The sequence below is a fragment of the Variovorax brevis genome (genome assembly GCF_030317105.1).
In the GTDB taxonomy this organism is placed as follows: domain Bacteria; phylum Pseudomonadota; class Gammaproteobacteria; order Burkholderiales; family Burkholderiaceae_C; genus Variovorax; species Variovorax brevis.
In genome coordinates this window covers 348,489-372,619 of record NZ_JASZYG010000008.1, presented here as the reverse complement: position 1 = coordinate 372,619, position 24,131 = coordinate 348,489, and the positions used below count along the sequence as shown (strand labels likewise).

The following is a 24,131-nucleotide window of genomic DNA, read 5'->3' as shown; positions in this document are numbered from 1 at the left end:
GTTCTCCGGGCCGCTGGTGTTGCCCCGGCAGGGGGTTGGAGGCCACACGAAGTGAGCAAGCCTGGGGGCGAGCCCTAGATTTCGATCTTCGACCCCAACTCCACGACGGCGTTGTTCGGCAAACTAAGGAAATCCGCCGCTCCGCTCGCACTGTGGTGCATTTGCGCAAACAACTTCTCGCGCCAAGGCGCCATGCCACTGCCGAGCGTGGGAATCACCACGTCGCGCGAAAGGAAGTAGCTTGTCGTCATCGGCTCCAGCTGGCAGCCGCGCATGCGGGCGCTTTCCAAAGCCCGCGGCAAGTCGATGTCGTTCTTGAATCCGTAGTGCACCACCACCTGCCAGCAGTGGTGGCCCAGCGGCTCCATGTCGATGCGCTTGTCCATGGGAATCCACGGCACCTCGTGGTTGCGCACCGTCACGAAGAGGTTCTGCTCGTGCAGCACCTTGTTGTGCTTGAGGTTGTGCAGCAACGCGTTGGGCACCACGCCCGGCTCCGCTGTGAGAAAAACCGCCGTGCCGTCGACGCGCGCCGGCGGATTCACGAACACCGAGCCGAGGAAGGCCCGCAGGTCGATGGCTTCGGTGCGCTGCACCTGCCCCATGAGCTTGCGCCCCTCTTTCCAGGTGAGCATGAGCGTGAAGATGAAGCCGCCGATCATCAGCGGGAACCAGCCGCCTTCGGGAAGCTTCAGCAGGTTCGAGGCAAAGAATGCGAAATCGACGATGAAGAAGACGGCCGTCGATGCAATGCACAGCGCGAGCGGCAGCTTCCACGCAAAGCGGATCACGAAGAAGGTCAGGATGGTCGTGATCAGCATGTCGGTGGTCACCGCGATGCCATAGGCCGCCGCCAGGTTGCTGGAGCTGCGGAACATCAGCACCGCCAGCACGATGGCCACGAACAGCCCCCAGTTCACAAACGGAATGTAGATCTGCCCCGCCGTGCGAACGCTGGTGTGCTCGATGTTCAGCCGCGGCAGGTAGCCCAGCTGGATAACCTGCCGCGTCACGCTGAAGGCCCCGGTGATGAGGGCCTGCGACGCGATCACGGTGGCCAGCGTCGCCAGTACAACCAACGGAATCAGAGCCCAATCCGGCGCCATCATGAAGAAGGGGTTCTTCACCGCCGCCGGATTGGTGAGCAGCAGCGCGCCCTGGCCGAAATAGTTGAGCGTCAGCGAGGGCATCACCACCGAAAACCACGCGATGCGGATCGGACCCTTGCCGAAGTGGCCCAAGTCGGCATAGAGCGCCTCGGCCCCGGTCACGCACAACACGGTGGCGCCCAGGATGATGAAGCTCGTCACCGTGTTGTCCCACATGAACTTCAGCGCATACCAAGGGCTGATGGCTCGCAGGATCTCCGGATGGTTCACGATTTGCGACACGCCCAGCACACCGATCACAAGGAACCAGGTGATCGTGATCGGCCCAAAGTAGCGGCCGATGCCTGCCGTACCGTGCTTTTGCACCGCAAAAAGGCAGAAGAGCACCACCAAGGTGATGGGAATCACATAGTGCTTGAACTGGGGCGAAACGACTTCCAGGCCCTCGACGGCGGACAGCACCGAAATGGCCGGCGTGATGACGCCATCCCCGTAGAAGAGCGATGTGCCGAAGATGCCGACGATGAGCAACACCCGTCGCAATTTCTTCTTGTCGGCGACCGCCTGGGAGGCCAGCGCGAGCATGGCGACCAAGCCGCCCTCACCCTCGTTGTCGGCTCGCAGCACCAGCACCACGTACTTGAGCGAAACGATGACGGTCAAGGTCCAGAAGAACATCGACAGGATGCCGTAGACGTTCTCCACCGTGAACAACACCCGTTCGTGGCTGAAGACTTCCTTGGTGGCGTACAGCACGCTGGTGCCGATATCGCCATAGACGACACCGATGGCCGCAAGGATCAGCGCGCCGGAGGTGGTGGTGGTTTTGTTGGATGACACAAAGTCGCAGGAAAAAGCGAGTCGGCGCCATTCACGCCCGGGCACAACGGAGAGTTTGGATCACCGTAACCGCCCTCCGCCTTTTTTATTGTCCGTTGCTGGGGGAAGCGTATTCTGCCGCTACGCGCCGCGAGCGCATAGCGCGGTGTCGGACGAAAGTTTCGTCACTCGTAGACCTCGGCGTCCGGGTCGGTCGCCTCCATCTCGTAGCTGGCCGCCACCATGGCGAGCCGGCCGATCACGCCGTACATGTAGAAGCGATTGGGTGCGCTTGCGCCCGGCTTGGCGCCCGGTTGCGGTAAGTGCGCACTCTCCGAAAAAGCCAGCGGCACAAAGCTTGCGCCCGGCGAATCGAGGTTTTCGTCGATGCTGCGCCCGGCGTGCACGCGGTAGAAGCCGCCCACGACGTAGCGGTCCATCATGTAGACCACCGGCTCGGCCACGCCGTCGTGCATGCGCTCGCGCGTGAGCACGCCCTCCTGCACGATCACCTGGCTGAAGTTGGTGCCGGTCTTGGCCTTGTTGCCAGTGGCCTTGCCGCGGGGCTTGCGCGCCAGCGTTTCGATGTCCTTGGCGTCGCGCACCGTCATCACGCCCACGCCATTGGTGCCGTTGTCGGGCTTCACGATGACGAAGGGCTTCTCGTTGATGCCGTATTCCTTGTACTTGCGGCGGATCTTGGTAAGGAGGGCGTCGCAATGGCTGGTGAGGACGTCCAGACCGACGCCTTCGGCGAGGTCCACGTTCTCCGCGTGGCTGGACATCGGGTTGATGAGCCACGGGTCGATGCCCAGCAGCTTGCCGAAGCGCTTGGACACTTCTTCGTAGCTGCGGAAATGGTTGCTCTTGCGGCGCACCGACCAGCCGGCGTGCAGCGGCGGCAGCAGGTACTGCTCGTGCAGGTCTTCCAGGATCCCGGGGATGCCGGCCGACAGGTCGTTGTTCAGCAGGATGGTGCAGGGGTCGAAATTCTTCAGCCCCAGCCGGCGCTTGCTGCGCGCCACCGGCTCCAGGCACACGCTTTCGCCGTGCGGCAGCTCGATTTTCTTGGGCGACTTGATGGCCGGGTCGATGGAGCCGACGCGCACATTCAACCCCGCCATCTGGAAGATGCGCACCAGTTGGGCCACATTGGCCAGGTAGAAGGTGTTGCTGGAGTGGTTCTCGGGAATCACCAGCAGGTTGCGCGCCTCGGGGCAGATCTTCTCGATGGCGGCCTGCGCGGCCTGCACGGCCAGGGGCAGCATTTCCTGCGTCAGGTTGTTCCAGCCGCCGGGGTAGAGGTTGGTGTCCACCGGCGCCAGCTTGAAGCCGGCGTTGCGGATGTCCACCGAACTGTAGAAGGGCGGGGTGTGCTCCATCCATTCCAGCCGGAACCAGCGCTCGATGGCGGGCATCGAGTCGAGCACGCGCTGTTCGAGTTCGTTGATCGGGCCGGTCAGGGCGGTGACGAGATGGGGAACCATGCAACGGCCTTGTTATGCGTTTTCTGCGACGTAAGTCGGAATTGTAGGATTTGGGGGCGCCTCGCCCGATGACAAGCGGTTACGCCTTGCCATCTGCAACAAAGATGGCGCCCCTATCCTGCAATGATCTACTTCCGCCAGAACGACGGAGTCAGCAGCGCAATGAAGCTCAGCAGCTCCAGCCGCCCGAGCACCATCGCAAAGGTGCAGACCCACACCTGGAAGTCGGTCAGCACGCCGAAATGGGACGACGGGCCGATGTCCCCCAGCCCCGGCCCCGTGCAGTTGACGCTGGCCACCACGGCGCTGAAGGCGGTGATGGGGTCCAGGTCGGACAGCACCAGCAGCATGCTCAGCGAAATGATGGTCACGCCGTACACGAGCATGAAGGCCAGCACCGAGAAAATCACCCGGTTGTCGACCACCATGTTGCCCAGCGTCACGGGTTGCACGGCGCGGGGGTGCACCAGCCGCGTCATCTCGCGCAGCGCCTGCTTCACGAGAATCAACACCCGCACCATCTTGATGCCGCAGCCGGCCGACCCGGCGCTGGTGGCCAGGCCGGAGAGCAGCAACATGAGCATGGGCGCGAAGGCGGGCCATTTCAGGTAGTCGACGGTGGCGTAGCCGGTCGTGCTGCCCACCGAGATGGTGTGGAAGATGCCGTAGCGCAACGAATCGAGCGGGCCGTAGATGCCCTTGGCCCACAGCACGGCGGAGACCAATACGCCGCCGCCGATCAGGGCGATGAGCGTCGCCCGCATTTCGGGGTCGCGCCAGAAGCCGTGGAAGTTGCGTTTGCGCACGGCAATGAAGTACAGCGCGAAATTGCAGCTTGCGGCCAGCATGAACACGACGGAAATCGCCTCCAGCCAGGGCGAATTGAAGTGCGCAAAGCTCGCGTCGTGATTGGACAACCCGCCCAGGCTCACGGTGCTGAACATGTGCATGAGGGCGTCCATGGGCGTCATGCCTGCCGCCCAGTAGGCCAGGCCACAGGCCACCGAGAAGGTGGAATAGATGCCCCACAGCCCCTTGGCGGTCTCTTTCACGCGCGGCGTGAGCTTGCTGTCCTTGATCGGCCCCGCGATCTCGGCCTTGAAAAGCTGGCTGCCTCCCACGCCGAGCAAGGGCAGGATGGCCACGGCCAGCACCAGGATGCCCATGCCGCCCAGCCACTGCAGGAAGGTGCGCCAGAAGTTGATCGACAGGGGCAGCGCATCGAGTTTGGTGAGCACCGTCGCGCCGGTCGTCGTGAGCCCTGACACGGCCTCGAAGTAGGCGTGCGTGAAGTTGATGGGTCGTCCGATTTCGTTGAGCGCCCACAGCAGCGGCACGCTGGCAAAGAAGGGCAGCAGCACCCAGGTCAGCGACACGAGGAAAATGCCGTGGCGCGGCTGAAGCTCCCGCTTGAACTTGCGCAGGCCCGCCCACAGCACGGCGCCGCAGGCGAATGCCGCGCCGGCTGAAATGCCCCAGACGTGGATCAGGCCGTCTTTCTGTACCCAGGAGACGACGCACGGCAGCAGCATGCCCAGCGAGAAAAAGGTGAGCAGCGCGCCCAGCACGCGCAGCACCGGATAGAAGTCGGTCATGGGGCAACCTCCGCACTGCGTGCTGCGGAATTCGCCTCGGCAAGGGCCCGTCGGCTCATGACGTCAGAAAAATGTCGCGCTGACGCGGAACAACTTTTCCACCTCGCGGATCTGGCGCTTGCGCGGAATGAACATGACGATGTGGTCGTTGCTCTCGATGACGGTATTGCCGTGCGGGATGATCACTTGCGCAGGCACGATCTCCTCGGCGGGCGGTGTCTCGCCTTCGCCCACCACAGGAAGGCCGCGCATGATGAGGCCCACCTGCGCCCCCTTCGGCAGCTTGAGGTCGTCGATGCAGCGCCCCACCACGCGCGAGGTCTTGCGATCGCCCCGCGCCACGATCTCCAGCGCCTCGGCCACGCCGCGCCGCAGGCTGTGCACCGCCTGCACGTCGCCCTGGCGCACATAGGCCAGCAGTTCGCCCAGCATGGTCTGCGCCGGCGACAGCGCAATGTCGATCTGCGTGCCGTGCATCAGCTCGGCATAAGTGCGTCGGTTGATGAGCGCCAGCACGCGCGTGGCGCCCATGCGCTTGGCCAGCAAGCTGGCCATGATGTTGTCCTCGTCGTCGCTGGTGAGCGCCAGGAAAAGGTCGATGTACTCGATGCCCTCGTCTTCCAGCATGTCCTCGTCGGTGCCGTCGCCGTGCAGCACCAGCACGCCGGGCAGTTCGGAGGCCAACTGCACGCAGCGGTCATGGTCGCGCTCGAGCACCTTGAGCTGGTAGTTGCGCCCCGTCGCCAGCAACTGCTTGGCCAGCCGCAGGCCGACCCGGCCACCGCCGGCGATCATGATGCGTTCCACCTCTCGCTTGGCCGACTGGTCGTAGCGGTGCAGCGCCGACAACACGGCCGGCAGGTGCTCGCGTGCAGAGAGCACGAAGACCTCGTCGCCCGGCTCGATGCGGGTGATGCCTTCGCAGGTGATGAAGACGTCGGGCCGGTCTTCCAGGCGCCGATAGATCGCGACGATGCGCATGTCGGCGTTGGGCACGCACTCGCGCAGTTCCGCGATGCTGTGCATCACCAGCGGCGCGCCAGCCACCGCCCGCACCGACACCAGGCAGGCCAAGCCGCCCGCGAACTCGCGCACCTGCAGCGCCTCGGGGTATTCGACCAGCTTGCCGATGTAGCGGGTGAGCGATTCTTCGGGGCAGATGATGCGGTCGACCGCAAAACCATCCTTGCCGGTGAGCGGGCTGTCGTCCTTGAAGGCGCTGGAGCGCACGCGCGCGATGCGGGTCGGAATGCCGAACACCTGGTGCGCCACCTTGCAGCAGACCAGGTTGGTTTCGTCCAGCGCCGCGCAGGCGATCAGCATGTCGGCGTCGCGTGCGCCCGCCTCGGCCAGCACGTCGGGATCAATGCCGCTGCCCACGACGCCGCGCAGCTCGAAGCGGTCTTCGAGCTCGCGCAGGCGACGCGCGTCCGTGTCGATGACGGTGATGTCGTTGCGCTCGGACACCAAGGTGCCCGCGACACTTTCGCCGATTCGGCCTGCGCCGAGGATGATGATTTTCAAGTTGTGCTCCCCCGGGCGCTTTATACGCCTCCCGGAGGATGCCTCAACTGCGGACTTCGCCTTGGCCGAGAACGACGTACTTCAGCGAGGTCAATCCTTCGATGCCCACCGGGCCGCGCGCGTGGAATTTGTCGGTGCTGATGCCGATCTCCGCGCCCAGACCGAACTCGAAGCCGTCTGCAAAGCGCGTGCTGGCATTCACCATCACGCTGGCCGAATCGACTTCGCGCAAGAAGCGCTGGGCGTTGACGTGGTCGCGCGTGATGATCGCGTCGGTGTGGTGGCTCGAATAGTGGTTGATGTGGGCGATGGCTTCGTCCACGCCTTCCACCACCTTGATGCTGATCACGGCGGCCAGGTATTCCTCGGACCAGTCGGATTCGACGGCATCCGCGACGCGGGCGCCGGCCAGCGTGGCGTCGGCGCGCAGGATCGCGGCGGCGTCGGCGTCGCAGCGCATCTCCACGCCCTTGGCCGCGAAGATCGCGGCGATCTTCGGCAGGAAGCTTGGAGCGACCGAACGCGCGACCAGCAGGCCTTCGGCTGCGTTGCAGGGGCTGTACTTCTGCGTCTTGGCGTTGTCGACCACCTTCACGGCCATGGCGATGTCCGCGCTGTCGTCCACGAAGACATGGCAGTTGCCGTCCAGGTGCTTGATGACCGGCACCTTGGCGTCCCGGCTGATGCGCTCGATCAGGCCTTTGCCGCCGCGCGGGATGATGACGTCCACGTATTGCGGCATGGCGATCAGGCGGCCGACGGCTTCGCGGTCGGTGGTCTGCACGAGCTGCACCGCATCGACCGGCAGGCCGGCTTCTTCCAGCGATGCGCCCACCAGTTGCGCCAGCGCCTTGTTCGACTCGATGGCCTCCGAGCCGCCGCGCAGGATGGCCGCGTTGCCGCTCTTGATGGCGAGGCTCGCCGCCTCGATGGTCACGTTGGGCCGGCTCTCGAAGATCATGCCGAACACGCCGATGGGCACGCGCATCTGGCCGACGCGGATGCCGCTGGGTTGCTGGCGCAGTCCGATGATGTCGCCGATGACGTCGGGCATTGCGGCCAGTTGCTCGCAGCCTTCCGCGACGGTGGCGAGCACCTTGGGCGTGAGCTTGAGGCGGTCGACCATCGGAGCGGACAAGCCGGCCGCCGTGGCGCGCTCGATGTCGCGGGCATTGGCTTGCGCCAGTTCCGGGCCCGCATCGCGCAGGCGGCGCGCCAGGGCTTTCAGGGCACGGTTCTTGGTGGCGGCATCGGCGCGCGCCATCAGGGCGGAGGCCGTCTTGGCCTGCGCGCCCAAGGCTTGCATGTGTTCGTCGACGTTGAAGGCGTTCATGGAAGGTATTTTCCCACTCCCGCCACGACCCGGCTGCCGCCGGTCCTTTTCAGGCGCGTCGGGGGGCGGGGGCGTCCGTCATGCAGAGCCGGCAGAGCATCAGCGCCAGCCGCTGGAGCGCTTGCCAGTTGTCCGCCGGCCAGTCGGGCTGCTTGAGCCCCTTGACGATGCCGTCGACCCGGTGCGCGGCGCGCAGCAGGCGCGTGAGCGCGCGACCGTCGATGCGCGGAAGCACGCGCTCGAAGGCGCGCTCCTTCGGGCCCCATACGCGGTTTTCGCGCAGCGCCATCGGCAGCGGACGCCCGGCATCCATGGCGTCCCTCACGCGTTTGAGTGCCCGGATGTCCTCGGCCAGCGTGTAGTGCACCAGCACTTCGGCCTCGCCCTCGGCCCGCAGGCCGTCGAGCATGCGCGCCACGCGCTGCGGATTGCCGCCCAGCACGGCTTCGGAGAGCTTGAAGACGTCGTAACGCGCCACGTTGTTGACCGCGCCTTCGACCTGGTCGAAAGAGAGCTCACCCGCCGGGTACAGCAGCGCGAGTTTCTGGATTTCCTGGTGCGCGGCCAGCAGGTTGCCTTCGACGCGGTCGGCAAAGAACTGCAGCGTGCGTTGACCCTCCTCGCCGCCCATCACCCGCTGGCCCTGCAGGCCCAGCCGTTGCGCGATCCATTGCGGCAGGGCGCCGCGCTCGACCGGATCGACCTGGAGGGTGACTCCGTGCGACGCCAGGGCGCTGAACCACGCGCCGGTGCGCGTCATCTTGTCCAGGCGCGGCAGCATCACGAGCGTGAGCGTGCTGTCGTTGCCCACGGCCGACTGCGCCAGCTGCTGCAGCGCGACGCTGCCGTCCTTTCCGGGCTTGCCCGAGGGAATGCGCACTTCCACGATCTGCTTGTCGGCGAACAGGCTGAGCGAGCCGCCCGCCGCGAGCACGCCGCCCCAGTCGAAATGGGCGCCCGCCACGGTGTACGAGCTGCGCTCCGTGTAACCCTGGACGCGCGCGGCTGCGCGGATGGCGTCGGCCATCTCCTGCGCCAGCAGCGGCTCGTCGCCGTGGATCGTGTACAGCGGCTTGAGCCCCTCTTTCAGGTGCGTCGCGAGCCGGTTCGGGGCTAGTTCCATGACCCGGAGTTTAGGAGACTCCGGACACGTCCCCCCTGGGGCCGCGCCAATGGCGTCAGGCGACCAGGCGCTGTTCTGCCAACACGGGAAGGGCGGTGATGGATGAGAGCAACGCGAACGCGGACTGCGCCGTGCGGCCCTCCACGTCGTGCACCGGGTTGTATTCGGTCAGCTCGATGGCCACGCAGTCGACCTCCAGCGCACAGCCACGCATGGCGTGCGCAGCGTCCGCCAAGGCGATGCCGGCATCCACGGGCGTTCCCGTTCCGGGCGCATCGGCCGGGTCGAGTGCGTCCAGGTCGAAGCTCAGGCCCCAGGCCACCGTATGGCGGCGCACCAGCGCAAGCGCTTCGTCGAAACAGGCTTCGAAGCCGCGCCGATCGACTTCGGGCATGTACATCACGCGCACGCCAAGGCGATCGAGCAGCGCCTGCTCGCCAGACTCGAAACTGCGCGCACCGATGATCACGAGATTGCCTGGCTTGACCTTGCCCGCCCAACCGTACAGCTCGGTGAGCCCCGGCACGCCGTGGCCCAGCAGGGCCGCCACGGGCATGCCGTGCGGCGCCAGGCTGTCCGATGTTGCCGGGGTGTGCGCGTCCAGGTGCGCATCGACCCAGATGAGCCCGATGTCGCCACGCTCGCGCCACACTTGCGCCACGGCGCTCCAAGTGCCGACCGCGCACGAATGGTCGCCGCCCACCACCACAGGCTGCGTGCCGCGCTGCAGTTGATGCTGCACGACTTGCGCCAGCTCGATGCTGAACTGGCCGACCGATTCCATGCGTGCTTGCGCCTCCTCTTCCGGCCGCGCGCACACCATCTTCACCCAGCGTGCGTCGCGACCGGGCGCGTCGAGGTGCTCGGCCAGGCCGCGCTCGCGCAGCACCTGCGCGCCCCATTTGCAGCCGCTGTCGCTGGCGCCTTCACCGACTTCGGCGCCGATCAGGGCGAGGGCTTGGTGTTGCATGGCGGGTGACTCCTCAGGCGGCCTTGCGCACGGGTTGCGCACATTGCAGGGAATAGCCGAACAGGTCCTTGGGATCGTCCATCGAGGGCACCAGGTCGATGTCGCTGCCCACGCCGTGGGCCAGGGCGAGCCGATGCACGTAGCGCAAGGCCGAGAGGTCTTCCAGCGCAAAGCCGACGGAATCGAAGAGCGTGACCTGTTGCGCGCTCTCGCGTCCTGCGACGCGGCCTGCCAGCACTTCCCACAGCGCGGTCACGGCGAAGTCGGCCGGCATCTGCTGCAGGTCGCCTTCGACGCGCGTTTGCGGCTCGTATTCGACGAAGACCTTGGCGCGGCGAAGAATCTCGGCTTCCAGTTCCGTCTTGCCGGGGCAGTCGCCGCCGACGGCGTTGAGGTGCATGCCGGGCTCGAGCAGGTCGGCCGTGAGGATGGTCGCGTAGGTCTTGTCGGCCGTCACCGTCGTGACGATGTCGGCGCCGCGCACCGCCTCGTGAACGCTGGCGCAGCGACGCACCTGCAGCGCGCCACTGCGGATCTGCGGCGTGAGGTTGCGCATGAGCTTGTCGGTGGCGTGGGGATCGACGTCGAACAGGCGCAGTTCGCGGATGTTCAGGCGGTCCATGAAGGCGAGCGCCTGGAACTCGGACTGCGCGCCGTTGCCGATGAGCGCCATCGAGCGCGAATCCGGCCGGGCGAGCGCGGCGGCAGCCATCACCGAGGTGGCTGCCGTGCGCAGCGCGGTGGTCATCGTGAGCTCGCTGAGCAGCATTGGATAGCCGGTCGCCACATCGGCGAGCACGCCGAAGGCCATCACGGTGGACATCTTCACGCTCGGGTTGCCTGGGTGGCCGTTGACGTACTTGAAGGCGTAGAGCTTTTGATCCGACACCGGCATCAGCTCGATCACGCCGCCCGTGGAATGGTTCGCCGTGCGCGCGCTCTTCTGGAAATCTTCCCAGCGCAGGAAGTCTTCGCGAATGCACGCCTCCATCTCGCGGCACATGCGTTGGACACCCAGTTGCTGGATCAGGTGCTTCATGTCATGGATGTCGACATAACGGGTCATTGTTCTCTCCTTTGCGGGGCCACTGCGGCCGTAAAGGAAGTCTAGGTTTGACGGCTCCTCCACAAAGGACGTTGCACGGTGGCGGGGCACCCGAAAAGGATGTTCGGAGGAACACGCACTTCCGAATCGGAAGTGGCTGGTCAGGCCTGGCGGGCGAGTGCTGAGTGCCGGATGCCGTACGCGAAGTAGATCAACACCGCGACCACCATCCAGATGAAGAACACCGTGAAGGTGGCGCTGGAGAGGTCCTTGACGATGTAGAGGCAGGCCGCAATGCTCAGTCCGGGAATCAACCAGGGGCCCAAGGGCAGCCGAAAGCCGTGGTGCAGCGCGCCGCCCTGCCGCGCACGATGCACCGGCACGCTGGCCGACACCGCCATGAATGCGACCAGGGTGCCCATGCTCACCATGTCCCACAGGTAGCCTGGATCGACGGTGCCGGCAATCGGCGCCACGGCCAGGCACACGTAGACGATGCTGTTGACCGGCGTCGCCGTGCGCTGGCTCAAGCGGCTGAAAGACGCGGGGATGAGTCCGTCGAAGCTGATCGCGAACAGCACGCGCGTTTGCCCGTAGATGCACACGAGCGTCACGCTGAAGACCGAGATCACCGCGCCGGCGGACAGCACGACGGCGGGCCAAGCCTGGCCGGTCACGTTCTGGAGGATCACCGCGAGCCCCGCGTCCTGATGCGCGAAGTCCTGGGCCCGCTGGGCGCCCAGCGCAGCCACTGCCACCGTGAGGTAGACCGCGCAGACCACCAGCAGCGCCAGCAGGATTCCCAGCGGTACGTTGCGCTTGGGGTTGCGCACCTCGCCGGCGCCGGTGGAGAGCGCGTCCAGCCCGATGAACGAGAAGAACACGGTGCCCGCTGCTGCCGCGACGCCCTTCATGCCCGCCTCGTTGAAGAAGGGCTGCAAGTTCCTTGCATCGAAGGCGCTCCATGCAATGGCCGAGAAAAACACCAGCACGGCCACCTTGATCAAGACCATGACCGCATTCACCTTGGCCGATTCGCTGGCGCCCCGCACCAGCAGCAGCCCGCACAACGCAACCAGCACCACGGGCGGCAGGTTGAATTGCCCGGCGTGGATTTCGAGGCCGTCCGCGCCGCGCACGAACACCGGGCTTCGCAAGGCCTCGGGTATCTGCACGCCCAGCAGATTGACCAGGAAGTTGTTGAGATACCCCGACCATCCGATTGCCGTGGCGCTGGCCGCGAGGCCGTACTCCAGCATCACGCACGCGGCCACCATGAACGCCGCAAATTCGCCCAGCGCCACGTAGGTGTATGAATAGGATGAGCCCGCAGCCGGAATCGAGGCGGCGAGTTCCGCGTAGCAAACGGCCGTCAGGCCCGCCGTGAGCCCGGCCACCAGGAAGGACAGCAACACTGCCGGCCCGGCCTTGGGCACGGCCTCCGTCATCACGAAGAAGATGCCGGTGCCGATGGTCGCGCCCACGCCGAGCATCGTCAGCGAGAACAGGCCGAACGAAGGCGCGAGGCCGCCATGCGCGGGGTCGGCACCCGCGCCTTCCTCATCGCCCTTGGTGCGCAACATACGGTCGATCAACGCCATGCCTGCCCCTTTTCTTGTGGGCCCGGCGATTTCGCGCGGGCGGCGGATCATCGCCTGAACGCCCCAAGCGCGCGACCCCCGCGCGCCGAGGCTCGCGGGGGTCGCGTTGGAACCCGTGGCGGGTTCCCGGAGAGAACCGGGCTTAGCCCTGCCGGGGAACGATGATCACCGGCACCGTCGATGCCCGGACGATCTTGGCGGCGTTCGAACCCAGGAACACGCGTTGCAGCGCGCCCAGGCGGCTCGAACCGAGCAGCATCAGGTCGCCCTCCTGCCAGGAGATGGCCGTCAGCGCGTCGTCCCAGTTCAGCCCGACGCCGATGGCGGTTTCCACCGGGTAGCCCGTCACCGAGATTTGCGATCGCACGGCATCGAGCGCGCTTTGCGCATGCGCGGTTTGCCGGTCGAGCATCGCCTGCTCCGCCTCCGGCCCGACGCGCGAGGCGAAGGCGCTGCGGTCGCGCACCGCAAAGCTGGCCAGCCGCAGCGGCACGCCCATGGTCCCAGCCATGCCCAGGGCATGCAGGACCGTGCTGCGTGCCGACTCGCTGCCCGAGAAGCCTGCCGTGAGGCGCGTCAGGGCCGCGGTCGCCGTGTAGCCTGGCGGCGCAATGGCCACCGGCCTTGCGGAGGAGTGCAGGATCTCGTCGGTGACGCTGCCCAGGAAGAGGCGCCCGACCGCGTTGCCGCTCGCCGTGCAGCCCAGCACGATCAAGTCGGCGCGCTCGCGCTCAGCCGCCTGCGTCAGGCCCTCGCTGGCCGATGGGGCGGCAATGCGCTCGTAGCGCACGTGGGGCGTTTCGCCCATCAGCGTGCGCGCTTCATTGAGCAACTCCGTCGCGTGGTCTTCCAGGAAACGTCCATAGTCCTGGTCAACGCCCAGCGATGTGTGGCCCCAGGTTTCGGGCGTGACCACGCACACGATCACGGCCATGTTGCCGCGCCCGGCCATGGTGCGCGCCAGTGCCAGCGCTTCGTGGCCACCCGAGTCCTGCGTGTATCCGACGATGCAGACTTTCATGCTTGTTTCCTTCCTTGGTTCACCGGCAGTTGCACCGATTCACGCGGCAGCTTCGAGTGACGGATGCCGTAGGTGAAATAGGCCACCAACGCCAGCGCCATCCAGATGAAGAAGACGGTGAAGGTGGCCGCCGACAGGTCCTTGATGATGTACAGGCAAGCCGCGATGCTCAGGCCCGGGATCAGGTAGGGGCCGAAGGGCAGGCGGAAGCCTTCGGCTTTCACGCCCTTCTGGCGCGCCCGATGGATGGGCACGCTCAGCGACACCGCGATGAATGCGACCAGCGTGCCCATGCTGACCATGTCCCACAGATAGGCGGAGTGGACCGTGCCCGCGATGATCGCCACCACGATGCAGACGTAGATGATGTTCTTCACCGGCGCCAGGGTCCGCGGGTTCACCTCGCGGAAGGATTGGGGAATCAATCCGTCCATGCTGATGGCGAACAGGATGCGGGTCTGGCCGTAGAGGGACACCAGCGTCACGCTGAAGACTGAAATCACCGCGCCAGCGGACAGCACGATCGCCGGCCAGGCGTGGCCAGAGACTTGCTGCAGGATCACGGCCAATCCGGCGTCCTGGTGCGCAAAGGCCTCGGCACGCTGGGCACCCAGGGCCGCGATGGCCACCATCGAGTAGCCCGCGCACACCACGAGCAGGGCCATCACGATGCCCAGCGGGATGTTGCGCTTGGGATTGCGCACCTCGGCGCCCGCCGTGGCAATTGCGTCGAGCCCGATGAACGAGAAGAACACGGTGCCTGCCGCAGCGGCCACGCCCTTCATGCCCGACTCGTTGAAGAAGGGTTCGAAGTGGGACGTCTTGAAGGCGCTGAAGGCGATGGCCGCGAAGAAGACGAGCACGCACAACTTGATCGTGACCATGACGGCATTCGCCGTGGCCGACTCCTTGGCGCCGCGCATCAGCAGCAAGCCGCACATCGTGACGAGGATCATCGGCGGCAGGTTGAAGTGCCCCGCATGGATCTCCAGGCCGTTCTCTCCGGACACGAACATGGGACTTCGCAATGCCTCCGGTATCTGGATCCCGAAGAGATTCGTGAGGAAGTTATTGAGATAGCCCGACCATCCGATGGCCACCGCGCTGGCCGCCAGCCCGTACTCCAGCACCACGCAGGCCGCGACTATGAAGGCCGGGAACTCTCCCAGCGCCGCGTAGGCGTAGGAATACGAAGAGCCCGTGGCGGGAATCGAGGCGGCGAGTTCTGCGTAGCAAACCGCCGTGAGCCCCGCAGTGAATCCCGCGAGCAGGAAGGACAGCAAGACCGCCGGCCCCGCCTTGGGCACCGCCTCCGCCATCACGAAGAAAATACCCGTGCCGATGGTGGCGCCCACGCCCAGCATCGTCAGCGAGAACAGCCCGAACGATGGCGCGAGTCCGCCATGTCCGGAGCTCCCGCCTGAATCGATGGCCTTGGTTTGCATCATTCGATGGATCAATCCCATACATGTCTCCCTTTGGTTGTTCTTGGCCAGATCTCAGAAGCTGTGGCGGATGCCCGCCTGCACGCCTGACACGCTCGAACCCGCCCAGGTGGGCAAGCCCAGGTCGAAGGAGCTTTGCGCGTCGTTGCGGATGTGCGAGATGACGGCCTGGAGCGCAGTGCGCTTGGACAGGTCGTACTGGTAGCCCAGCGCGAACATGGTGGCGCCCATGGGCTCGATGCCGGCGCGGCGGATGCGGTTGCGCACCACTTGCGCCTTGAAGAGCTGCGCATCCAGCGCGTACTGCACGCCCAGGGCTGCGGCATCGTTGGTGTAGGACACGCCATCGACCGTGGTCCGCTCACGGCTCAGTTGGCCGAAGAGCTGGGCGTCGCCCCACTTGTACGTCGCGCCGAAGTGGAGGTTGTCCAGGTCGCCTTGCGACGAGAGCTGGTTGACGCCATAGGCCAGCGCCGCGTTCAGCGAGCCGTTGTCGTAGCCGATGCGCGCGCCGCGATAGCTGCCGTCGCCGCGGCGATAACCCCTCGGATCGCCAACGAGCGTTTCGCCCAACGCATACATGGCATAGCCCCAGATCCCGCCCAGGTCGGGCGGCAGGACGTACACGACTGCATTGGAAGCGCGCACGTCCGTGCGCACGCCCACACCACCCGCCAGGCCGATCGCCAGCGACTGCGTGAGCAGGCTGGAGTCGCCCACGCCCGAGTTGCCGAACACGTCGAAATCGGTGTGGTTGTCCGAGACGGGCGTGTAGTCGCGGCCGAGCCGCACCTCGCCGAGCGAACCGAGCAGGCTGACCGTGGCACGGCGGTTGAAGGCCATGCCGAGTGAATCGGTCTCGCTGACGTTGTCGTTGCTGGTGGGGCGGCCTTCGCCGGTATCGGTGTTGAGACCTGCTTCGAGATGGAAGCCGGCCGCCAGCCCGCCGCCGAGGTCTTCGGTGCCTTTGAAGCCCAGGCGGCTGCCGTTGATGCCGCCCGTTCCCAGACGGGACACGGACCCGCTGCTGCTACGAATGTGCTGGATCGTCGTGTCGACGACGCCGAACACGGTCACGCTCGATTGCGCGAGCGCAGTTTCAGCCGCGCATAGCGCAGCCAGGGCGCCAAGCCCCAGATGAAGTGCTTTCATCGCGGACTATCGGACGCAGCGTTCGGAAATGGAAAGGCAGGCGCCCTGCCAGCCGTCTGCCATTGGCAGCCGTTGGCATGCGCATGGATGCGCAAGTGGCGGGTGGTGCGGCCGACGGGGCGCGCAAGTGGCTTCATGTCGTACTTTGCGACACGTTGTGCGGTGCATGTTGTCTCCCTGACGACCGCAATCGGGTGCCGCGCGCCGTTTCTCCCTGATCCGGCTCTTGTGACGCGGCAGCCACTGGTTGGGCCGCGTCCGAATTCTAGCCAACGCACTTGGCGGTAATGGCCGTCGCGGCCCGTGCACGCGTCGTCGGCGGCCGTTCAGGCGGCCCGAAGCGTCCGATTCGGAAGTGGCTTCTGGTGCTTCAGGGACGCGAAATCGGAAAGCCGGTGAATTCCTTGACCGTCTGCAACTCGGTGCTGGTGACGATGCGGTCGATGCCCAGGCCCACGTCGTCGATCCAGGCGTTCGTCAGGTTGCGGTAGTGCGTGAGGTCGCGGCAACCCAGGCGAAGCAGGTAGTCGTAGCGACCGCTCAGCAGCCAGCAGGCCACCACTTCGCGGCACGACGTGACATGACGCTCGAAGCGCTGCACCGTGGCCTGGCGCTGGTCCTTGAGGGTCACTTCGGCAAACACCGCGACGTGCTCGCCGATGGCAGCGCGGCTGATCTGTGCGCGATAGCCCTCGATGACGCCCTGCTCTTCCAGCCGGCGCACGCGATTGAGCGTGGCGCGTGCCGAGAGGTGAACGGCCTCGGACAGCGCCTGCGCGCTTTGCCGCCCGTCAGCCTGCAGCTTTTCGAGCAGGAGGCGGTCAATGCGGTCGAGTGACTCCATGGTCCGGGATCACAGCGACTTGACGGCGCTCAGTCGGCGCAGCGTCTGCTGCACGATGTCGGCCGTCATGTCGCGGTACAGCAGGTTCGATTCGCTTTCCTTGGCGAGCGCGGCCGTCTCGTTGTAGGAGATGTCACGCGACTGCGCCATTTCGGAAGGCCCGATCAGTTCCCTGCCGTCCTGCGTGCGCAGCCGGAAGCGCACCCTGTAGTTCAGCTGCATTTCCCGCACCTGGCCGGCTGCGTCCGACGAGATGATGGTGGTGTCGCGTGCTTCGCCCAGCACCTCGAAGACCACCTGGGCCGTCGCGTTCTGCTCGGGCGGCACGGCCGTGAGGCTGCCCGTCACGTTGATCGCGCGGCGCAACTGGCTCAGGTAGGCGGTCGGGGCGGCGGGCAGGGCAATGGTCTGGAATGCAAAGATCGGCGCCTGCCGCAGCTTGAAGCCGCAGGCGGTCACGGCCAGCGCCGCCGCGCCGGCCCCGAGCGCGCCCACGAAGCCGCGGCGCGAGGTCGATGTGGGCGTGCGCATGAGGCTCAGATCACCACGTTGACGAGGCGACCCGGCACCACGATCACGCGCTTGGCGCTCGCACCTTCGGCGTGCTTCACGAAGGCTTCGCTTGCCAATGCGATTTTCTCGATCTCCTGCTTGGAAGCGCCTGCGGGAACGAGGATCGCACCGCGCAGCTTGCCGTTGACTTGCAGCATGAGTTCGATCTCGTCCTGCTCCAGCGCGCGGGCATCGACTGCAGGCCAAGGTGCATCCAGCAGGTCGCCGTAGGCCTTGTCGTAGCCGAGCTGTTGCCACAGCTGATGGCTGATGTGCGGCGTGGCTGGGTACAGGCAACGCAGCAGGATGCCGAAGCCTTCGCGCACGGCAGCCTTGTCGCCGGCGTCGTTGACCTTGAAACTTTCCAGCGCGTTGAGCAGCTTCATCGCACCCGACACCACCGTGTTGTATTGCATGCGCTGGTAGTCGTAGTCGATCTGGCGCAGCACGGTGTGCACTTCATGGCGCAGGGCCTTGGCGTCCTTGCCAAAGACCGGCGCCGGGCCCTTGCCGTCGTCCGCCACTGCGCCCTGCTCGTGCAGCGTGACGCCGAAGTTCCACACGCGGCGCAGGAAGCGCGACGAGCCTTCCACCGCGGCGTCGTTCCACTCCAGCGTGGCCTCGGGCGGCGCGGTGAACATGGTGTACAGGCGCGCGGTGTCGGCGCCGTATTTCTCGATCAGGTCTTGCGGGTCGACGCCGTTGCGCTCGCTCTTGCCCATCTTGCCGACGCCACCGTATTCGACTTCGGTGCCGTCCGCGGTGGTGCCGCCGACGATGCGGCCTTGCGCATCCAGCTTGGGCGTGACTTCCGACGGCGGGTGATAGTCCTTGCCGCCCTTCTCGTTGCGCGTGTAGTAGATGTGGTTGAGCACCATGCCCTGCGTGAGCAGCTTGCTGAAGGGCTCGTCGATCTTCACCAGGCCGAGGTCGCGCATGACCTTGGTCCAGAAGCGCGCGTACAGCAAGTGCAGGATGGCGTGCTCGATGCCGCCGATGTACTGATCCATCGGCATCCAGTACTTCGCGCCCTCGGCCACCATGCTCTTGTCGCTCTTGGGATCGCAGTAGCGCATGAAGTACCACGCGCTGTCCACGAAGGTGTCCATCGTGTCGGTCTCGCGGCGCGCGGGGCGGCCGCACACCGGGCAGGCCACGCCGGCGTGGAAGCCTTCATGCTTGATGAGCGGGTTGCCGGAGCCGTCGGGCACGCAGTCGGTGGGCAGCACCACCGGCAGGTCTTTTTCGGGGACCGGCACGGCGCCGTGCTCGTCGCAATGAATGATAGGGATCGGCGTGCCCCAGTAGCGCTGGCGGCTCACGCCCCAGTCGCGCAGGCGCCAAGTGGTCTGCGAGGCGCCCAGCTTCTTGACTTCGAGCGCGTGGGCGACGGCCTTGACCGCCTCCTTGTAGCTCATGCCACTGAAGTTGTCGGAGTTGATGGTGACGCCGCGTTCCTTGTCGGCGTACCAGTCCTGCCACTTGTGATAGTCGAAGTGCGGCTCGTCGTCGACCAGCACGACCTGGATGATCTCGATGCCGTACTTGTTGGCAAAGGCGAAGTCGCGCTCATCGTGCGCCGGCACGCCCATCACGGCGCCGTCGCCGTAGCTCATGAGCACGTAGTTGCCGACCCACACCGGCACTTGCTCGTCGGTGATGGGGTGCGTGACGGTCAGGCCCGTGGGCACGCCCTTCTTCTCCTGCGTGGCGAGTTCGGCCTCGGTCGTGCCGCCGGCCTTGCATTCCTCGATGAAGGCGGCGACCTTGGCGTTCGTCTTCGCGGCATGCACGGCAAGCGGATGCTCGGGCGCCACGGCGCAGAAGGTCACGCCCATGATGGTGTCGGCACGCGTGGTGAACACGTACATGCGGCCGTCCTGGATCAGCGCGCCCTTGTCGTCGCGGATCTCGTGGGTGAACGCAAAGCGCACGCCTTCGCTCTTGCCGATCCAGTTTTCCTGCATCAGCCGCACGCGCTCGGGCCAGCCCGGGAGCTTGTGCTGCGTGTGCTCGAGCAGTTCCTCGGCGTAGTCGCTGATCTTCAGGTAGTAGCCGGGGATCTCGCGGCGCTCGACCGGCGCGCCGGTGCGCCAGCCCTTGCCGTCGATGACCTGCTCGTTGGCGAGCACGGTCTGGTCGACCGGATCCCAGTTGACGACCTGCGTCTTGCGGTAGGCGATGCCCTTTTCGAGCATCTTCAGGAACAGCCACTGGTTCCACTTGTAGTACGTGGGATCGCAGGTGGCGACTTCGCGGCTCCAGTCGATCGCCAGGCCCATGGCCTGGAGCTGGCTCTTCATGTAGGCGATGTTTTCCATCGTCCACGCATGCGGGGGCACGCCATTTTTCAGGGCGGCGTTCTCGGCGGGCAGGCCGAACGCGTCCCAGCCCATGGGCATGAGCACGTTGTAGCCGCTCATGCGCAGGTAGCGCGTGAGCATGTCGTTGATGGTGTAGTTGCGCACGTGGCCCATGTGCAGCTTGCCGCTGGGGTAGGGCAGCATGGAACAGGCGTAGTACTTCTTGCGACTCGCGTCCTCGGTCACGCGGTAGGCATCGGCTGCCGTCCACTGGGCCTGGGCGGCGGACTCGACGTCGGCGGGTTTGTAGCTGGGATTCATTGAGCTTGAAACAGGCTCCCGGCGCCAGAACGGCCGGGGAAGGGTGGATTATCGCGGCTTGGGCAATGGCCCACTTCTCGCGTGCCACAATGTTTTCGAACCAGAAAGGTGCGCATGAACAATAACTGGTGGCGCGGCGCAGTGATCTATCAGATCTACCCGCGCAGCTTCATGGACAGCAACGGGGACGGGATCGGGGACCTGCCGGGCATCACGTCGAAGCTGGAGCACGTGGCCGAACTGGGGGCGGATGCGATCTGGGTGTCGCCCTTTTTCCGCTCCCCGATGAAGGATTTTGGCTACGACGTGGCCGACTATCGTGCCGTCGACCCCATTTTCGGCACCCTGGCCGACTTCGACGCCATGCTCGCTAAAGCGCACCAACTCGGCATCAGGATCATCATCGACCAGGTCTTGTCGCACACCTCGGACCAACACGCGTGGTTCGCGGAGAGCCGGGCCAGCCGGGACAACTCCAAGGCGGACTGGTATGTCTGGGCGGACCCCAAGCCCGACGGCACGCCGCCCACCAACTGGCTTTCGGTCTTCGGCGGCTCGGCCTGGCAGTGGGATTCGCGACGGCGCCAGTACTACCTGCACAGCTTCCTGGCGGAGCAGCCCGACCTCAACTTCCACTCCGAAGCGGTGCAGCAGGCCCTGTTGGGCGAAGTCCGCTTTTGGTGCGAACGCGGTGTGGACGGGTTTCGATTCGACGCCTGTAACCACCAGTTTCACGATGCGTTGTTGCGGGACAACCCTCCGACGCGCGGCGGCCACGTCAGCACGGTGCGGGCGGACAACCCCTATGCCATGCAGGAGCACCTGTACGACAAGAGCCAGCAGGAGAACCTCGGATTCCTGGAAAAGCTGCGCCAGTTGCTGGATCAGTACGGCGCGGCCGCCTTGGGCGAGGTCGGCGACGAGGACGCGCCGCCCGTCATGGCGCAATACACCGAGATGGGCAAGCGCTTGCACCTGGCCTACAGCTTTGCCTTGCTCACGGCCGACCACAGCGGTGCGCTCATCCGCAAGGAAGTCGAGGCGCTGGACAGCGCGCTGGCCAAGACGCAGGGATGGGGCTGCTGGGCGGTCTCCAACCACGACGTGGCGCGCGTGGCGACGCGCTGGAACGACGGCGGCCCGGCCGATGCCCGCCGCAATCGCATGTGGCTGACCTTGCTGCTGTCGCTGCGCGGCAGCGCCAGCGTGTACCAGGGCGAGGAGCTCGGATTTCCCGAAGCTGACGTGCCCTTCGAACTGCTGCAAGACCCCTACGGCCGCGCCTTCTGGCCTGAATTCAAGGGCCGCGACGGATGCCGCACGCCCATGGCCTGGCGTGCCGACGCGCCCCACGGCGGCTTCACCACCGGCACGCCGTGGCTGCCGGTATCGCCGGCACACCTGCCGCTGGCCATCGACGCCCAGTCCAGCGACCCCGGCTCGATGCTGAACTACAGCCGCGCCCTGCTGCGCTGGCGCCGCGGCCAGCCTTTGCTGCGCCTGGGCGACATGGAATTCCTGGACTCGCCCGAGCCGCTGCTGTGGTTCGAGCGCCGCGATGGCAACGCCTCCCTGCAGGCGGTGTTCAACCTGTCCGGCGAGGCGGTGTCGCTGAAACTGCCGCAGATGCTCGAGCCACTGGCGGACACACCCTTCGGCGGCGCAAGATGCGAAGGCAACGTTCTCGCGTTGCCGCCCTGGGGCGTGTTCATGGGAGAGCCTTGATGCTGCCTGATGCCGAAGTCCGCGCCTTGATGCGCGCTGAACATGGCGACCCCTTTGCCGTGCTGGGTCCGCACCGCGACAAGGCGGGCTTCTGGATCCGCGCGCTGATGCCGGGCGCCAGGTCGGTGACCGTGGTGGACGCCGGTTCGGGCACATCGCTGGGCGAATTGACGCGGCAGGGTGAATCCGACCTGCTGGAGGCACACATCGCTTCGACGGACGAGCAACTCAACTACCGCTTCGAGGTCGACTGGGGCACGCACAAGACAGTGCTGGAAGACCCGTACCGCTTTCCGCCCGTGCTGGGCCAAACAGATGTCTGGTTGCTGGCGGAAGGCACGCACTTGCGGCCCTTCGAACGGCTGGGCGCCCATCTGCGCGAGATGGAAGGCGTCCACGGCGTCGCCTTCGCCGTCTGGGCGCCGAACGCCCGACGCGTCTCCGTCGTCGGCGACTTCAACCAGTGGGACGGGCGCCGTCACATGATGCGCTTTCGCCGCGAGTGCGGCGTCTGGGAAATCTTCGCGCCGCACCTCGCGGTCGGCGATGCCTACGAGTACGAGATCCTTTCGTCCCGCGGCGAGGTGCTGCGCAAGGCCGATCCCTTTGGTTTCGCCGCCAAGCTGCGCCCGGAGACGGCCAACGTCGTGCAGCCGCTGCCGCCGCCGGCCAAGGTGCCGGCCGAGCGCGCGCAGGCCAACGGGCGCCATGCGCCGATCAGCATCTACGAAGTGCACCTTGGCTCCTGGCGACGCAAGAACGGCCATGAGTGGCTGACTTATCGCGAATTGGCGGAGTCGCTGGTGCCCTATGCGCGCGACATGGGCTTCACGCACATCGAGCTGCTGCCTGTCAGCGAGCATCCGTTCGACGGCTCGTGGGGTTATCAACCCATCGGCCTGTATGCGCCGACCTCGCGCTTCGGCACCGCCAGCGACTTTCGCGCCTTTGTCGAAGCCGCGCATGACGCCGGGCTCGGCGTGATCCTGGACTGGGTGCCCGCCCACTTTCCGACCGACGCGCACGGGCTGGGCAACTTCGACGGCACCGCGCTCTATGAATACGCCGACCCGCGCGAAGGCTTCCACAATGATTGGCAGACGCTGATCTTCAACTTTGCGCGCACGGAGGTGCGCAACTATCTGGTGGGCAACGCGCTGTACTGGCTGGAGCGCTACGGGGTCGATGGCTTGCGGGTCGACGCGGTCGCCTCGATGCTCTACCGCGACTACAGCCGCCGCGCCGGCGAGTGGGTGCCCAATGCGAAGGGCGGGCGCGAGAACCTGGAGGCCATCGAGTTTTTGCAGCGCATGAACCGCGTGGTGGGCGTCGAGCGGCCCGGCGCGGTGACCCTCGCCGAAGAGTCCACCAGTTTCCCCGGCGTGACGCGTCCGCCCGAGCACAACGGACTGGGCTTTCACTACAAGTGGAACATGGGGTGGATGAACGACACGCTGGCCTACGCGGGCCTGAATCCGGTGTACCGCCAGCACCACCATCAGCAGATCACCTTTGGCCTGATGTACGCCTTCAGCGAGAACTTCGTGCTGCCCTTCTCGCACGACGAAGTGGTGCACGGCAAGGGCTCGATGATCGGGCGGATGCCCGGCGACACCTGGCAGAAGTTCGCGGGGCTGCGCAACCTGTACGGCTACTTGTGGGCTTATCCGGGCAAGAAGCTGCTCTTCATGGGCTGCGAGTTCGCCCAATACGCCGAATGGAACGCCGACCGCAGCCTGGACTGGCACTTGCTTGCGGATGCTGCGCACCAAGGCATGCAGCGCCTGGTGCGCGACCTGAACAAGGTGTACAGCCACTTTCCCGCCTTGCATGACCTGGACTGCGAACCCGATGGCTTCGAGTGGATCAGCCACAACGACTCGGCGCAGTCGGTGTTCGCTTTCGTCCGGCGGGCGCGGGACGGTAGCTTCGTCGTGGCGGTGTGCAACTTCACGCCGGTGGTGCGACAGGGTTACCGGCTGGGGGTTCCTTCTGTCGGGTCGTACCGGGAGATCATCAACACGGACAACCCGGTCTACGGGGGAAGCGGTGTGGGCAATGGCGTGGTGGAGAGTGAGGCGGTGAGTTCGCACGGATGGGAGCAGTCGCTCGTGATGACGGTGCCGCCGCTTGCAACCGTGATGTGGACGCTGGCGTGAGGG

At 65.9% G+C, this 24,131-nt stretch carries 17 protein-coding genes; 2 read left to right on the top strand and 15 right to left on the bottom strand.

From position 1 onward, the window contains the following. Positions 1-74 precede the first annotated feature (74 nt). The 15 genes from QTI66_RS25560 to leuS form a co-directional block, all read right to left on the bottom strand. Positions 75-1,949 (bottom strand): potassium transporter Kup, encoded by a 1,875-nt coding sequence (locus QTI66_RS25560; protein ID WP_286562877.1) that lies wholly within the window; start codon positions 1,947-1,949, stop codon positions 75-77. A gap of 164 nt (positions 1,950-2,113) precedes the next feature. Continuing rightward, on the bottom strand, positions 2,114-3,415 hold the full coding sequence (gene gshA / locus QTI66_RS25555; protein ID WP_286562876.1) for a glutamate--cysteine ligase: 1,302 nt from the start codon (positions 3,413-3,415) through the stop codon (positions 2,114-2,116). 128 nt (positions 3,416-3,543) lie between these two features. Continuing rightward, positions 3,544-5,010, bottom strand: a complete 1,467-nt coding sequence (locus tag QTI66_RS25550; RefSeq protein ID WP_286562875.1) for a TrkH family potassium uptake protein — start codon at positions 5,008-5,010, stop codon at positions 3,544-3,546. Positions 5,011-5,073: 63 nt separating this feature from the next. Continuing rightward, positions 5,074-6,534 carry a Trk system potassium transporter TrkA gene (trkA, locus tag QTI66_RS25545; RefSeq protein WP_286562874.1) on the bottom strand — a complete coding sequence of 487 codons (1,461 nt, stop codon included), beginning with the start codon at positions 6,532-6,534 and terminating at the stop codon, positions 5,074-5,076. A 43-nt stretch (positions 6,535-6,577) separates the two neighbouring features. Beyond that, positions 6,578-7,867 (bottom strand): glutamate-5-semialdehyde dehydrogenase, encoded by a 1,290-nt coding sequence (locus QTI66_RS25540; protein WP_286562873.1) that lies wholly within the window; start codon positions 7,865-7,867, stop codon positions 6,578-6,580. Between the two features lie 49 nt (positions 7,868-7,916). After that, entirely contained in the window at positions 7,917-8,990 is a 1,074-nt protein-coding gene (gene holA, locus QTI66_RS25535; RefSeq protein ID WP_286562872.1) for a DNA polymerase III subunit delta, read from the bottom strand. A gap of 55 nt (positions 8,991-9,045) precedes the next feature. Continuing rightward, positions 9,046-9,960 carry an arginase gene (locus tag QTI66_RS25530; protein WP_286562871.1) on the bottom strand — a complete coding sequence of 305 codons (915 nt, stop codon included), beginning with the start codon at positions 9,958-9,960 and terminating at the stop codon, positions 9,046-9,048. A gap of 13 nt (positions 9,961-9,973) precedes the next feature. Then, entirely contained in the window at positions 9,974-11,026 is a 1,053-nt protein-coding gene (gene ocd, locus QTI66_RS25525) for an ornithine cyclodeaminase (protein WP_286562870.1), read from the bottom strand. A gap of 140 nt (positions 11,027-11,166) precedes the next feature. Continuing rightward, positions 11,167-12,606, bottom strand: a complete 1,440-nt coding sequence (locus tag QTI66_RS25520; protein WP_286562869.1) for an APC family permease — start codon at positions 12,604-12,606, stop codon at positions 11,167-11,169. Positions 12,607-12,748: 142 nt separating this feature from the next. Continuing rightward, on the bottom strand, positions 12,749-13,627 hold the full coding sequence (locus QTI66_RS25515) for a universal stress protein (RefSeq protein ID WP_286562868.1): 879 nt from the start codon (positions 13,625-13,627) through the stop codon (positions 12,749-12,751). Beyond that, positions 13,624-15,075, bottom strand: a complete 1,452-nt coding sequence (locus QTI66_RS25510) for an APC family permease (protein WP_286562867.1) — start codon at positions 15,073-15,075, stop codon at positions 13,624-13,626. The genes QTI66_RS25515 and QTI66_RS25510 overlap by 4 nt, the downstream gene beginning before the upstream one ends. 51 nt (positions 15,076-15,126) lie before the next feature. Then, positions 15,127-16,224, bottom strand: a complete 1,098-nt coding sequence (locus tag QTI66_RS25505) for a porin (RefSeq protein WP_286562866.1) — start codon at positions 16,222-16,224, stop codon at positions 15,127-15,129. 370 nt (positions 16,225-16,594) lie between these two features. Further along, on the bottom strand, positions 16,595-17,068 hold the full coding sequence (locus QTI66_RS25500; protein WP_286562865.1) for an Lrp/AsnC family transcriptional regulator: 474 nt from the start codon (positions 17,066-17,068) through the stop codon (positions 16,595-16,597). 9 nt (positions 17,069-17,077) lie between these two features. Beyond that, complete coding sequence (locus tag QTI66_RS25495) at positions 17,078-17,599, bottom strand: LPS-assembly lipoprotein LptE (protein WP_286562864.1); 522 nt, start codon at positions 17,597-17,599, stop codon at positions 17,078-17,080. Between the two features lie 5 nt (positions 17,600-17,604). After that, the gene (leuS, locus tag QTI66_RS25490; protein WP_286562863.1) at positions 17,605-20,244 is read right to left on the bottom strand and encodes a leucine--tRNA ligase; all 2,640 of its coding nucleotides are present in this window, start codon (positions 20,242-20,244) and stop codon (positions 17,605-17,607) included. Between the two features lie 114 nt (positions 20,245-20,358). On the opposite strand from leuS, the gene QTI66_RS25485 reads away from it, so the two are divergent. Both QTI66_RS25485 and glgB read left to right on the top strand, forming a co-directional pair. Then, positions 20,359-21,969 carry an alpha-glucosidase gene (locus tag QTI66_RS25485; protein ID WP_286562862.1) on the top strand — a complete coding sequence of 537 codons (1,611 nt, stop codon included), beginning with the start codon at positions 20,359-20,361 and terminating at the stop codon, positions 21,967-21,969. Further along, complete coding sequence (gene glgB, locus QTI66_RS25480; protein WP_286562861.1) at positions 21,969-24,128, top strand: 1,4-alpha-glucan branching protein GlgB; 2,160 nt, start codon at positions 21,969-21,971, stop codon at positions 24,126-24,128. Before QTI66_RS25485 ends, glgB begins: the two co-directional genes overlap by 1 nt. The last annotated feature ends 3 nt before the right edge of the window (positions 24,129-24,131 follow it).

Excerpts from the sequence above, each read along its gene's own strand:
- gshA (WP_286562876.1), bottom strand. The coding sequence starts at position 3,415 with ATGGTTCCCCATCTCGTCACCGCCCTGACCGGCCCGATCAACGAACTC.
- QTI66_RS25550 (WP_286562875.1), bottom strand. The coding sequence starts at position 5,010 with ATGACCGACTTCTATCCGGTGCTGCGCGTGCTGGGCGCGCTGCTCACC.
- QTI66_RS25540 (WP_286562873.1), bottom strand. The coding sequence starts at position 7,867 with ATGAACGCCTTCAACGTCGACGAACACATGCAAGCCTTGGGCGCGCAG.
- holA (WP_286562872.1), bottom strand. The coding sequence starts at position 8,990 with ATGGAACTAGCCCCGAACCGGCTCGCGACGCACCTGAAAGAGGGGCTC.
- QTI66_RS25530 (WP_286562871.1), bottom strand. The coding sequence starts at position 9,960 with ATGCAACACCAAGCCCTCGCCCTGATCGGCGCCGAAGTCGGTGAAGGC.
- ocd (WP_286562870.1), bottom strand. The coding sequence starts at position 11,026 with ATGACCCGTTATGTCGACATCCATGACATGAAGCACCTGATCCAGCAA.
- QTI66_RS25520 (WP_286562869.1), bottom strand. The coding sequence starts at position 12,606 with ATGGCGTTGATCGACCGTATGTTGCGCACCAAGGGCGATGAGGAAGGC.
- QTI66_RS25515 (WP_286562868.1), bottom strand. The coding sequence starts at position 13,627 with ATGAAAGTCTGCATCGTCGGATACACGCAGGACTCGGGTGGCCACGAA.
- QTI66_RS25510 (WP_286562867.1), bottom strand. The coding sequence starts at position 15,075 with ATGATGCAAACCAAGGCCATCGATTCAGGCGGGAGCTCCGGACATGGC.
- QTI66_RS25505 (WP_286562866.1), bottom strand. The coding sequence starts at position 16,224 with ATGAAAGCACTTCATCTGGGGCTTGGCGCCCTGGCTGCGCTATGCGCG.
- QTI66_RS25500 (WP_286562865.1), bottom strand. The coding sequence starts at position 17,068 with ATGGAGTCACTCGACCGCATTGACCGCCTCCTGCTCGAAAAGCTGCAG.
- QTI66_RS25495 (WP_286562864.1), bottom strand. The coding sequence starts at position 17,599 with ATGCGCACGCCCACATCGACCTCGCGCCGCGGCTTCGTGGGCGCGCTC.
- leuS (WP_286562863.1), bottom strand. The coding sequence starts at position 20,244 with ATGAATCCCAGCTACAAACCCGCCGACGTCGAGTCCGCCGCCCAGGCC.
- QTI66_RS25485 (WP_286562862.1), top strand. The coding sequence starts at position 20,359 with ATGAACAATAACTGGTGGCGCGGCGCAGTGATCTATCAGATCTACCCG.
- glgB (WP_286562861.1), top strand. The coding sequence starts at position 21,969 with ATGCTGCCTGATGCCGAAGTCCGCGCCTTGATGCGCGCTGAACATGGC.